Source organism: Mesorhizobium sp. B2-2-3, assembly GCF_006442405.1.
In the GTDB taxonomy this organism is placed as follows: domain Bacteria; phylum Pseudomonadota; class Alphaproteobacteria; order Rhizobiales; family Rhizobiaceae; genus Mesorhizobium.
On record NZ_VFWC01000001.1, the window covers coordinates 555,510 to 567,686 of the forward strand.

Sequence of the window (12,177 nt, forward strand, 5' to 3'; positions counted from 1 at the left end):
GGCTGACATGTCCGACATCGCCGCCACCGACGCCGCCCTACCGGCCGCGGCAAAACCGTTGCTGGCGCGGCTGGGCGCCGGCTTCGTCAACCGTCTCGTCATCTTCATTCCCTATCTCTGGCTGCTGTTCTTCTTCCTCGTCCCCTTCATCATCGTCTTCAAGATCTCGTTGTCGCAGACGGCGATCGCCATGCCGCCCTATACGCCGGTGCTTGATTTCAGCGATGGCGTCTCCGGCTTCTTCGCGGGCTTTCGCGATCTCAACTTCGACAACTATGCCTGGCTGACGCAGGACGCGCTCTACTTCAACGCCTATGTCACCAGCTTGATCATCGCGGCGATCTCGACCGTGCTGACGCTGATCGTCGGCTATCCCATAGCCTACGGCATGGCCCGCGCGCCGGCGACGATCCGCCCGACCTTGCTGATGCTGGTCATCCTGCCGTTCTGGACCTCGTTCCTGATCCGGGTCTATGCCTGGATCGGCATCCTGAAGCCCGAGGGGCTGCTCAATCAGTTGCTTCTGTCGCTGCATCTGATCAACCAGCCGCTGGTCATCCTCAACACCTATACGGCGATTTTCATCGGCATCGTCTACTCCTACCTGCCGTTCATGGTGCTGCCGCTCTATTCGTCGCTGGAAAAAATGGATTATTCGCTGATCGAGGCGGCCAAGGACCTTGGTTGTCCGCCGACCAGTGCATTCTGGAAGATCACGTTCCCGCTGTCATTGCCCGGCGTCATCGCCGGCTGCCTGCTGGTGTTCATTCCGGCGGTCGGCGAATTCGTTATTCCCGATCTGCTTGGCGGTTCGCAGACGCTGATGATCGGCAAGACGTTGTGGAACGAGTTCTTCGCCAATCGCGACTGGCCGGTCTCTTCAGCTGTCGCCGTCATCCTGCTGCTGTTGCTGACGGTCCCGATCATGATCTTCCAGCAGGCCCAGGCGAAGGCGCAGGAGCAGGACAAATGAACAGCAGCTGGAGCCGCTTCAACATCACCTCGATCGTGCTCGGTTTCGCCTTCCTCTATCTGCCGATCGTGCTGCTCATCGTGTTCTCCTTCAACGAATCCAAGCTGGTCACCGTCTGGGGCGGCTTTTCGACCAAATGGTACGTGTCGCTGTTCCACAATCAGGGCCTCATGGACGCCACCTGGGTGACGGCGCGCGTCGGCGTCATTTCGGCCACGGCGGCGACCGTGCTCGGCACGTTGGCGGCGCTGACGCTGACACGCTACACGCGTTTCCGGGGCAGGGTACTGTTCTCCGGCATGGTGTTCGCGCCTTTGGTCATGCCCGAAGTCATCACCGGCCTGTCGCTGTTGCTGCTCTTCGTCGCTGTCGGCCTCGACCGGGGCTTCCTCACCGTCACACTCGCACACACCACCTTGACGATGTGCTTCGTCGCCGTCGTCGTGCAGTCGCGCCTCGTATCTTTCGACCGCTCGCTCGAGGAGGCGGCGATGGATCTCGGCGCGCCGCCGGTCAAGACATTCTTCCAGATCACGCTGCCCGTCATCCTGCCCGCGATCGTGTCGGGGTGGATGCTTGCCTTCACGCTCTCGCTCGATGACCTGGTCATCGCCAGCTTCACCTCGGGGCCGGGTGCGACCACGCTGCCGATGAAGATCTACAGCCAGGTTCGTCTCGGCGTGACGCCGGAGATCAACGCCGCCTGCACCATTCTGATCGCGGTCGTCGCGGTCGGCGTCATCGTCGCTTCGCTTGCCAATAAGCGTCGCGAGGTCCAGCGCCAGCGCGACGAGCAGGCCGCCCAACGCGGCTGAGCATGATCCCGAAAAGTGGGCACCGGTTTTCGGGCGAGATCATGCCCGAATAGGCTGAGCATGATCCCGAAAAGTGGGAACCGGTTTTCGCGGACAAACGGTTCCGTTTGTCCAGAGATCATGCTTGAACAACGAGGCCGAAAGGCTGCTTATTCGCCCGACACGCCGCGGTTGATCGGCGAAATGAACGGCGTGCTCCATGTCCCCCCAACGAAGAAGGACGATTGCTTGGGGCCTTGTTGGCCGTTTGCCTGCGTGGCGACCTGGTCCGGCTGGATGACACCGCCTGACAGCGCCAGCCCCCGTCCGGCATAGGAGGCGATGCCGGAAAGCCAGATCTTGTACTTCGCCGAATTGGCTTCGGCCTTGTCCAGCCTCGCCACGCCTTTCGAGATGGTGGCCTTCAGTTCGGCGCCATCGATCGGCAGTGTCCCGTCCGAGACGTCGTCAAGTGCGAAGAAGCCGCCCTGTTCGGTATGCTTGAGAAAGGCCGGCAGGTTGAATTTGCTGAGCGCGCCTGGCCCGAAGGTCGCCGAAACCGAGCCGTCGGCGGTTTCGAAGATCGAGTCCCAGGTCCTGCCGGGCCCTTTGAGGATGACGGACACGGTCCCCGTGCCGACCGGCACCAGCCGCGTCATCCCGGCCGCCGTGCCGAAAGCGCCGCCATCGATATCGGAAGCCAGCAGCCGGATCTCGACCTGGCTGCCCTCGGGCTTGCGGTCGAAGCGAAGGCTGCTCTGGATGTTGCCGCCAAAGGCCGAGGCATCGGAAATGTCGAAAACGGACAGGCCATCCTTGACCTGCGCCGTGGCGGCGACGTCGGCAAGCTGGATGGAGCCTGCCGTGGCGTGCGCCGCCGACAGCCTGAGGTCGAGATTGACCCGGTCGGCGAAATTCGTGTCGACTTCGCTTGGACCTGCCCCGCTTGCCGGCCCGAGCGGCGTGAAGGCGGACAGGAACGACCTCAGATCGAGCGTGTCGAAGGCGAGCGTGCCGGAGATCACCGGCTGTGCGTCGCCAAGCGACAGGTCCAGCGCACCCATGCCTGGGTTATTGTCGAGGGAGAGTGCGGTGTTCTCGAATTTGACGCGCCCCGCCGTCGCGGTCACCTTGCTCGAGATGCTGACGGAGCCGATCGCGGCGCCCGGCGCGATATCGGCCTGCGACCATTCGAGCACACGCCGCAACGAGGGCGCTGAAAACTTGGCCTGGCCGTCGAAATAGGCGTTTTCGGACATGCTGGCCGTGCCGTCGAAGGAGAAGGTGGCGGGCGCCGCCTTGAACGACAGGGTGAGCGGCGCCATGCCGCCGGCAAACAACACCAGCGGCTTCGGCGATGCGGCATCCACGGCGACGCTTTCGCCGCGCCAGATGCCGGTCGCCGAGAGCGTCGCATTGCTGTTCATCGCCGCCCATGTCGCCTGGCCGCTCAGGCTACTCAGCACCTCTTCGTCCTTGCCGTTGACGGACGCCACCATGCGGCCGTCCCTGAACTCCACCGTGCCGAAAGTGTCGGCCGGTAGCTTGTCAAGATCGGGTTTGGCGGGGTCCGCACCGACCACGCCGCGCGCCACGTCGATGGCGCGTGCGATGCGGCCGCCGGTCGGAGCGGTGGGCAGGAACAGGCCGCTCGCCGTGCGCTGGACCCTGATCGTCGGCCGCACCAGCCGCGCCGTGGAAAACACCACGTCGCCGCGCAGCGCCGCCATGGCCGAGAGGTCGACCTCGACCCGTTCGGCCTCGACGACCGGCGGTGCGTCGACGTCGGTCCACTTCGAAAGCGTCACATCCGTCAGGATCGCCCGGAAGTTCGGCCAGACCTCGATGCGCGGCGAGCCTTCGATGGCAACCCGGAAACCGCTCCAGGCACTCAATTCCCAGGCGATACGATCGCGCACGATACGCGTCGAAGCGATCAGCGGCAGGGCGGCGACCACCAGCGCGATGACGATCACGGCAGCGCCGATCGCCCATGTTCCGCGTCGGATCAAAGATGATGGCATATCGCCCCGTATGCTTTCGTTCCGACAAAAATCGTCCGGCGGGTGTAAACCCGGTCGTCACCACGACTTCCAGTCGTCACTACGACTTCTAGTCGTCACTACGACTTAGGGTCGAGGCATTTCAAGTCTTTATGGCCCGGCGATGGCATTTGCGCACATCTGGACGCCTCGGCCGAACAAAATCTTGCTCTGCTGCGGCGCAATATGCATAAGCGGTGCCGATCCTGGGAGGACCCATCATGGCTGCCGAAGTACCACTCTGGACCCCGACGCAGGACCAGATTGACGCTGCGCCGCTGACCGCCTTCATGAAGGCCGCCGCTGCAAAAAGCGGCATATCCGTGACTTCCTATGCCGACCTTCACCGTTGGTCGGTGGCGGACCGCGAAGCGTTCTGGAGCCTGGTCTGGGATTTTTGCGGCATCGTCGGCGACAAGGGCAGCGCCGAAAGCGAGCGTGTGCTCGTCGCTGGCGAGAAGATGCCGGGAGCGGCCTTCTTTCCCGACGCGATGGTGAATTTCGCCGAGAACCTCCTGAAGAAGACCGGAGCAGGAGAGGCGATCGTGTTTCGCGGCGAGGACAAGGTCGAGCGCCGGCTGTCCTGGAACGAACTGCATGCGCTCACCTCGCGCTTCCAGCAACTCTTCTTGTCGCTCAAGGTCAAGAAAGGCGACCGTATCGCTGCGATGATGCCCAACATGCCGGAAACAGTCGCCGCGATGCTCGCGACCGCCTCTATCGGCGCGGTGTGGTCGTCCTGCTCACCGGATTTCGGCGAGCAGGGCGTTCTCGACCGGTTCGGGCAGATCGAACCCGTCGTCTTCATCGTTCCCGATGGTTACTGGTACAACGGCAAGGCGATCGAGGTCGCCGACAAGATCGCCGCGGTGGCCGCAAAGCTGGACACTGTCCGCAAGGTGGTGGTCGTTGACTATCTCGGCACCTCGGCCGATGTCGCTGATACGATCGATAAGGCCGTGGCGATGGAAGAGGCGCTGTCGCCCTTCGCGGTCAGGCAGGTCACCTTCGAGCGGCTGCCGTTCGCGCATCCGCTCTACATCCTGTTCTCGTCCGGAACGACCGGTATTCCCAAATGCATCGTCCATTCGGCCGGCGGAACGCTGATCCAGCACCTCAAGGAACATCGCCTGCACGCAGGCCTGCTCGACGGCGACCGCTTCTTCTACTTCACCACCTGCGGCTGGATGATGTGGAACTGGCTGGTGTCGGGCCTCGCTTCGGGCGCGACGCTGCTGCTCTATGACGGCTCGCCCTTCTATCCCAACGGCAATGCGCTGTTCGACTTCGCCGACGCCGAGAAGATGACCTTCTTCGGCACCTCGGCGAAATTCATCGATTCGGTACGCAAGGCCGGCCTCAAGCCGATCCAAAGCCATGATCTGTCGACCGTGCGCGCCATCTCCTCGACGGGCTCGCCGCTGTCGCCCGAGGATTTCCGCTTCGTCTACGACGGGATCAAGAAGAATGTGCATCTGGCATCGGTCTCCGGCGGCACCGACATCGTCTCCTGCTTCGTCCTCGGCGTCCCGACTGAACCGGTATGGACCGGCGAGATCCAGGGACCAGGCCTCGGCCTTGCTGTCGACGTCTGGGACGACGACGGCAAGCCGGTCAGGCAGGAGAAAGGCGAACTGGTCTGCACCAAGGCGTTCCCGGCAATGCCGATCGGCTTCTGGAACGACCCCGAGGGCAAGAAATACCGGGCTGCCTATTTCGAGCGTTTCGACAATGTCTGGTGCCATGGCGACTTCGCCGAGTGGACCGCTCATGGCGGCATGATCATCCATGGCCGCTCCGACGCGACGCTCAATCCGGGTGGTGTGCGCATTGGTACGGCGGAGATCTACAATCAGGTCGAGCAGATGCCGGAAATCCTGGAGGCGCTCTGTATCGGCCAGGATTTCGACAATGACGTGCGCGTGGTGCTGTTCGTGCGGCTGGCCGCCGGCGTTCAGCTCGACGAGGATCTGGAGAAGCGCATCCGGGCGAAAATCCGCGCTGGCGCCAGCCCGCGCCACGTGCCGGCCAGGATCATCGCCGTGTCAGACATTCCTCGCACCAAATCGGGCAAGATCACCGAGCTTGCGGTGCGCGACGTCGTGCATGGCCGCGCCATCAAGAACAAGGAGGCGCTCGCCAATCCCGAGGCGCTCGAGCTGTTCAGAAACCTGCCGCAATTGGCCGAGTGACCGCCCCGCCCGGCATGGTTAATCAAATCTGCCGCGCGAATTTACCTAGATTTCACGAGTGGTACACATTCGTAAATTTTTTCGGGACCTGGTAAGGACTTGTTAAGGCCCGGCGTCGATAGTCGCACGTAACTTGAGGGAGAAATCCCGTTCCTCAGCCCCCGGAGGATCTGAATTCGCTCAAGCCCCCGTTGTGACAGCAAATCCCATCTTTCAAGGCGTCCTGTTGGGCGCCTTTTCTTTTTCAGGCGGTTGGATGGACGGGAGCTTGCCTATTCCGCAAGCACGCGCGTCGACGGGAACGCGATCTCGACCAGGGTTCCTTCGCCAGGCGTCGAGGTGATGATAAAACGGGCGCGGTTCGCTTCAACCATCGCCTTGGTCAACGGCAGCCCGAGACCGGTGCCGTCGCCGCGCCCCCGTTTCAATGCATTGATCTGTTTGAAGGGCTTCAACGCCTGCTCGATCTCGGCTTGGCTCATACCGATGCCGGTGTCGCGCACGCGCATGACGACATCGCCTGATGTCTCATAGGCGGTCGAGACGATCACCTGGCCGCCGGCCTGGGTATAACGGATGGCGTTCGACAGGATGTTGAGGGCAATCTGGCGCACGCTGCGCAGGTCCGCCACCACTTCCGGCAGTCGCGACGCGAAGCTGGAGCGAATGATGACGCGCTCGCGGTTGGCCTGCGGCTGCATCATCGCCACCGTCTCGGCCAGTGTGTCGTTGAGCGACACCGCTTCATAGGCCATTTCCTGCTGGCCGGCCTCGATCTTGGAGATATCGAGAAGGTCGTTGACGAGATCGAGCACATGATTGCCCGATCGGTTGATATCGCGCAGGTAATCGCGGTAGCGGTCATTGGCCACCGGCCCGAATTTCTCGTCCACCATCAGTTCGGAAAAGCCGATGATGGCATTGAGCGGCGTGCGGATCTCGTGGCTGATGCGGGCGAGGAAATCCGTCTTCTGCGAGGAGGCGCGCTCGGCCACCGCACGCGCCTGGGTCAGGTCCTCCTCGGCCCTCTTCCACTGCGTGATGTCGCGCACCACCGCGCAAAACCCGCTGTCGTTGGGCAGCCGGCCGATGGTCATGAACAGCGGAATGAAGCGGCCCTGCGCCTCGCGGCCGATGACTTCGCGGCCGTCGTTCAGGACGCTCGCCACGCCGGGCTCGGACAGGCCGTCGAGATAATCGCGCGCTGCGCGCTGGCTTTCGATGGCAAACAGCGAGGCGAACGGCTTGCCGGTCACGTCGTCGCTGTCGAAGCCGAACAGCGCCTCGGCTGGACGGCTTATGGAACGGATCGCGCCGTCACGGCCGATCAGCACGACACCGTCGGTGGCGGTATCGATGATGGTGCGCATCTCCGCGATGCGCGCCTTGAGCTCGGAAATATCGGGCTGCGTCTGCTCGTCGCCGGCCGCATGCAGTGCCGCCGGTGCCTCATCCTCGCCCGAACGGCGCACCACCAGCATCAGCGCCTTGCCGTCGCGCCACGGCACCGAGCGCAGGATAGCCTCGATTGGAAATTCCTGCCCGCCATGCGTCTTCAGCCGCAACGCCCGGTCGGCGCCCTCGGCGGCGCCATCATGGCCATAGGGGTCGGCAAACAGCGCGCCCAGCCCGCCGGCATCCGCCAGTTCATCGAGCGTCTCATAGCCTGTCAGGACGAGAAACTCCTCGTTGGCGTAATGAAGTTCATCCCCGGAATGGATGAGCAGCGGCACGGGCAGCTTACTCAGGAGCGAGGTGTCGGGAGCCTTGCTCTCGTCTCCGACCGCAAAGGCCGACGGCACGAACCCTTCGAGCTTGAGCGGAGGCACTTTGAGGCGTGGCCGCTCGACCGGAGCCTCCACCGCGTCGCTTGTGCCGGCGGCCCCCTCGGCGGTCGCGGCCTGCTCATCGGATGCGGACGCTTCCTCGTCCCCGACCCAGTCCTCACTGTCCTCGGCATCGCGAAAATCGGCCGATGTCATGCTCTCGTCGTCGGCAATGTCATCGTTGGCGCCGGCGACGGTCGGTTCGCCTGCCGCCGCGACGGGCTCTTCGCTCTCCCGTTCCGTCTGCGCCGCCGCCGGTTCGGAAGCCGGGGTCTCGTCATTGTTGTCGGCGATCGGCGCTGGTTCCTCGCTCCGCTCGGCATAGTCGAGCAGCGAACCCGTCACTCCGGCTACCGTGTCGGCGGGCTCCTCATCAGCCGTTTTGTCCGGCCGTTCGCCATCGAGCCGGGCGAGGTCCTCTGCATCCTCGGCATCGACATCGGTTTCGGACGGCTCGGCCGGTGCGGCTTCGCCCTTTGGCGCAAGGTTTTTGCGGGCGTCCGCTGGTTTCTCGGACGGCCCCGCCGGCGTTGCCGCCTCCGGTTGCCCGGCATCGTCCGGACCCGGTCTTTCGGCCTCCGGCTCGGCCGGGCTGCTTTCCTTCTTCAGCCGCTCGCCGATCTCGCGGAAGGCGCTGCGTTCCAGGGTCGACAGACCCTTGTCGTTAGCCGGCTGGCGATGTTCGGCCAGACGGATCACCTTGTCGGCAAAGCGGCGTTCAGGCTTCGGCACGATGGTCAGCGCCGGCACCTCGCCCCGGAACGGGTCCGATGGCTTCAACTCCTCGGTCTTCGGTTCTTCGGGTGCGGGTTCGACCGGTTCCGACGCCGGGGGTGCCTCGCTGTTGGGCACCAGCGCCATGCCGATCGCTTCAGGATCGACGACGGCGTCGCCGGCGCGGGCGACGCCGAAACCGCGGAAGCCCTCGAAGGCACGGCTGCGGCCATAGACGGGCAGGGCCGCCAGGTCGACGGGGATCTTCAGGTCCGTGCCGACGACCGGCCAGAGCACGGAACGGCCGGACCAGGTGTCGCGCCGCTCCAGGAGACCGGCGATCTCGCCGGACGCATCCAGCCCGAAGGCCGCCGCGACGTCCCTGAAGCGCCGGCCGATGACATCCGCTGCCGGCTTGCCGACGACGTCGGCGAATTCCGGCGACAGCGCGCTGAACCTGCCCTCGGCGTCGGTGCGCCAGACGAAACGCATCGGCGCCGCCGTGCGATCCACGGTCCTGGCGGCCGGGGCTGCCAGGCCAGGTAGAGGCTGGACATCGTGCTTCGCGTTCTCGGCTGGACCTTCGGCGACAGCTGACGAAGGTGCAGCTTCGGCATCCGGCGCGGCTGGGCCGCGCGCATGCCTCCGGTCCTCGCCGGCATTGAAATACCAATGGTCGTGCTGTGCCGGCGTACCGCTTGCCGCCGGTTGTCCGGGTTCTGCCGACGCCGGCTCCTGCACGGCCGCTTTGGCAGCGGCTTGTGCCTCCGGTTCCGAGATGTCCTTGGCGACGCCCTGTGAGCGGTCAGATCCTTCGGAACGCTCGGCCGCTGGAATTCCCTCCGCCAGCGCACCGTCGTCGAGTCTGTTTTCGTCGATCACCACCAGCAAATGCCGCTCAGGCGTCAGTCGGGCGAGGCCCGCCGGATAGGATGTGCCGCCGCCCGGGACCAGGCGCTTGACGATGCGGTCGCTCTCATTCGCGACGTCGGCCACCAGCGCGGCCAGCGTCGCGGGCTCGATGCCGAGCTGCGAAAAGCTCTCCGATGCCGCTTCGACATTGCCGCTGGCGTCGATGAAGGCGATGAAATGACCATCTTCCGTGAAGCCGCTGATGGCCCTGCCGGCGATTTCGGCCGCACTGCGCGAGCCGGTCTGGGCCGCCGGCACCGCCAGCATGATGGCGTTCTCGCCGTCGGGCAGCGCCACAGCACTTGCAAGGAAACCGATGGCGCGGCTGGACATGCCGGTCGCCAGCCTGACCGTGATGGTGCGGTCGCTGCCGATGTCGGGAAATCCACTGGTTGCCATGATCTGGCGGCGGGCGATCAGCGGCAGCCGTGCCTCGGCGCCGATGATGCTTTCGATGTCGGGATAGCCGAACACCGCGGCACCCGGTCCATTGGCCCAGATCACCTGCTCCAGATTCGCCGACAGGATCGCGATCGCGTCGCCGGCGGCGAAGCGCTGGCGGACCGCGTCGAGCACGGCGACGTCAAGAAAGGAATATTCGGACGGCATGCGCTGGCGAAATCCTCATGCAGCGGGCATTTTTGCAGTTAACGCTTTGTTAATAAAAGCCGGCGGCGCGAAGGTCCACAAGCCAGAACGTGCATAGGCCTGAATTTCGGCTCTTGGTTAACGGCCGAAACGGAATCTATGGTGCAGTGCAACAAAGATATTGCAATGCACAAAAATTGCCTTTATATTGCCATCATACATGAACGAGACGGCTTTCCGTCAAAGCCGCTACCGCTGAAAGGATGGAAAATGTCCAGGACCAAGACTGCCGAGACCATCGAGAACGTTGAATTCCCGAGCTTTGACGCTTCCAAGGCCACCGACCAGATCCGCGCTTTCGCCGAGAAGGGCGTTGAGCAGTCGAAGGAGGCTTACGCCAAGCTCAAGACTGGCGCCGAGGAGACCCAGAAGGCCCTGGAATCCACATACGAGTCCGCCAAGACCGTTTCCAGCGACCTGTCGCTCAAGACCGTTGCCGCACTGCGCGCCAATGCCGAAGCGGGCTTTTCGCATCTCGAGGCGCTGATCGGCGCCAAATCGCTGTCGGAAGTCGTGGAGCTGCAGACCGCGTTCCTGCGCAAGCGCGTCGAAATGACCGTCGAGCAAGCCAAGGAGTTCCAGACCGTCGCCTCCAAGGCGGCCGAGGATGTCTCCAAGCCGATCAAGACCGTTTTCGAGAAGGCGATGAAGGACATCAAGGCCGCCTAATATTTGCGCATGATCAGAAGATGTAACAAAAGGTCGCATTTTCTTCGAAATGATCGTGTGTATGATGGCAGCCATCAACGAATACCCGGTCGGCGGAACCTCCTCCCTCCGCCTCCGGGGTGACCAGCCAGCACCTCCTCCCGCTGGCTCGTAACAGGAAAAGGCCGGCACCTCCTCCCGCCGGCCTTTTTCTTGTCCGCAGATCCGCTTCCATGTGGGCAAGTGACCTTTGCTTTGCAAAAGCCTTGAATTAAAATCCATAAGCCCGTAAGGACGCATCGCCGAACGACAGAGCACTCGAGGGGACTACGTTCCGCCGATCCCGCTCAGGCAAACGTGCCGTTGTAGCTCAGCTGGTTAGAGCGCCGGATTGTGGATCCGGAGGTCGCTGGTTCGATCCCAGCCAACGGTACCATCGGCTTTCCTCTAAACAACTGGTTTGCTCAATAAAATTTTGACCGTGGACTTCCGGGCTTGCTCTGTAAAGCGACAGCCTGCTCAGGCTGTCGAAACCGCCGAAGTGATCCATGTGCATATGCGTCACGAAGACGTGCGAGATTCGCAGGATTTCGCGCAGCGAAAGCGTCGAAAGCTCTCCGAGATAGAAAAGGATGGCCCTGTTGCGGAAGCGGAAATCCAGTAGCAGGCCCGGATCGGAAAAAGGTTCGTTTACCAAGCGCGGCTGGACAAAAAGCGTGACCGGGAGAAGACCGCCGCGAGCGATGCTGGCTTCCTCCGTTCAGCTTCTCTTTGCCCGACCGGCATATTGGTCGACCGCGCCGGCCATCTGGAGCATGAGTGTGTCCATGGAGATGGAATTCCCGCCATAGGGGTAGAAGTCGGATTTATCGCCTTTCTTCCATTTCTCCCGCAGCTCGGGTTCGGTGATGTCCCAGTCGCGATAGGTCCTTCGCGCCAGTTCGCGCAGTTCTGCGTGCAATTCGGCGGTGGAGGGGCGGCCCCAGTAATAGTAACCGTTGTAGACCTTGAAGACTTCGAGGTCCCGCCCGAGCACGATCGTGTGCGGGATCATCACGTCGTGCGTGGTGTCGGTGTATTCCTTGATGTCCAGGTCCTTCTGCACGAGCCGTTCCTCGTCATAAAGAAAGGGCCAGGGCGCGGAGGTCTGCTGGCGGTAATTGTTGGTCGTATGCCAATCATCCGTGGTGATCGTGACGAGCTGTGTGTAGCCGACGACCAATTGCGAGTGAAACCGCACCAGTTCGAGCATTTGCTGCCGGTCTTTCGGACAGAAGAACCCACGCGTCAGCATCACGATCATCAGCTGGTCGCCCTGCAGGTCCGACAGCCGCCGTGGTGTCTTGGTGTGGTCGGGAAGAACGTAGTCGGGGAACTTCGCGCCAGCCACAATGTCTTGTCTCATTTTCAGTCGCTCCCATCGATCCG

General features: G+C 63.1%; 7 protein-coding genes, 1 tRNA gene and 1 pseudogene. 5 read left to right on the forward strand and 4 right to left on the reverse strand.

Going from position 1 to position 12,177, the window contains the following annotated elements; genetic code table 11:
- Window positions 1-7 precede the first annotated feature (7 nt).
- Both FJ951_RS02560 and FJ951_RS02565 read left to right on the forward strand, forming a co-directional pair.
- Window positions 8-973, forward strand: coding sequence for an ABC transporter permease subunit (locus FJ951_RS02560; protein ID WP_140498523.1), 966 nt, complete (start codon window positions 8-10; stop codon window positions 971-973).
- Window positions 970-1,788 (forward strand): ABC transporter permease subunit, encoded by an 819-nt coding sequence (locus tag FJ951_RS02565; RefSeq protein ID WP_140513402.1) that lies wholly within the window; start codon window positions 970-972, stop codon window positions 1,786-1,788. Before FJ951_RS02560 ends, FJ951_RS02565 begins: the two co-directional genes overlap by 4 nt.
- Before the next feature lie 149 nt (window positions 1,789-1,937).
- On the opposite strand, the gene FJ951_RS02570 is transcribed toward FJ951_RS02565, so the two are convergent.
- Window positions 1,938-3,791 carry an AsmA family protein gene (locus FJ951_RS02570; protein ID WP_140498521.1) on the reverse strand — a complete coding sequence of 618 codons (1,854 nt, stop codon included), beginning with the start codon at window positions 3,789-3,791 and terminating at the stop codon, window positions 1,938-1,940.
- 239 nt (window positions 3,792-4,030) lie between these two features.
- On the opposite strand from FJ951_RS02570, the gene FJ951_RS02575 reads away from it, so the two are divergent.
- Window positions 4,031-6,001 (forward strand): acetoacetate--CoA ligase, encoded by a 1,971-nt coding sequence (locus FJ951_RS02575; protein WP_140498520.1) that lies wholly within the window; start codon window positions 4,031-4,033, stop codon window positions 5,999-6,001.
- Between the two features lie 272 nt (window positions 6,002-6,273).
- On the opposite strand, the gene FJ951_RS02580 is transcribed toward FJ951_RS02575, so the two are convergent.
- The gene (locus FJ951_RS02580; protein ID WP_140513404.1) at window positions 6,274-10,062 is read right to left on the reverse strand and encodes a histidine kinase dimerization/phospho-acceptor domain-containing protein; all 3,789 of its coding nucleotides are present in this window, start codon (window positions 10,060-10,062) and stop codon (window positions 6,274-6,276) included.
- A gap of 249 nt (window positions 10,063-10,311) precedes the next feature.
- On the opposite strand from FJ951_RS02580, the gene FJ951_RS02585 reads away from it, so the two are divergent.
- Both FJ951_RS02585 and FJ951_RS02590 read left to right on the forward strand, forming a co-directional pair.
- The gene (locus FJ951_RS02585; RefSeq protein WP_140498518.1) at window positions 10,312-10,770 is read left to right on the forward strand and encodes a phasin; all 459 of its coding nucleotides are present in this window, start codon (window positions 10,312-10,314) and stop codon (window positions 10,768-10,770) included.
- Between the two features lie 338 nt (window positions 10,771-11,108).
- Window positions 11,109-11,185 (forward strand) — tRNA-His (locus FJ951_RS02590).
- Window positions 11,186-11,275: 90 nt separating this feature from the next.
- Here FJ951_RS02590 and FJ951_RS29065 read toward each other — a convergent pair.
- Both FJ951_RS29065 and FJ951_RS02600 read right to left on the reverse strand, forming a co-directional pair.
- Window positions 11,276-11,446 (reverse strand): annotated as a pseudogene (locus FJ951_RS29065) (MBL fold metallo-hydrolase); the annotation flags it as partial.
- Window positions 11,447-11,509: 63 nt separating this feature from the next.
- Window positions 11,510-12,154: a redoxin domain-containing protein gene (locus tag FJ951_RS02600; protein WP_140513406.1), complete on the reverse strand. Its 645-nt coding sequence runs from the start codon at window positions 12,152-12,154 to the stop codon at window positions 11,510-11,512.
- Between the last annotated feature and the right edge of the window lie 23 nt (window positions 12,155-12,177).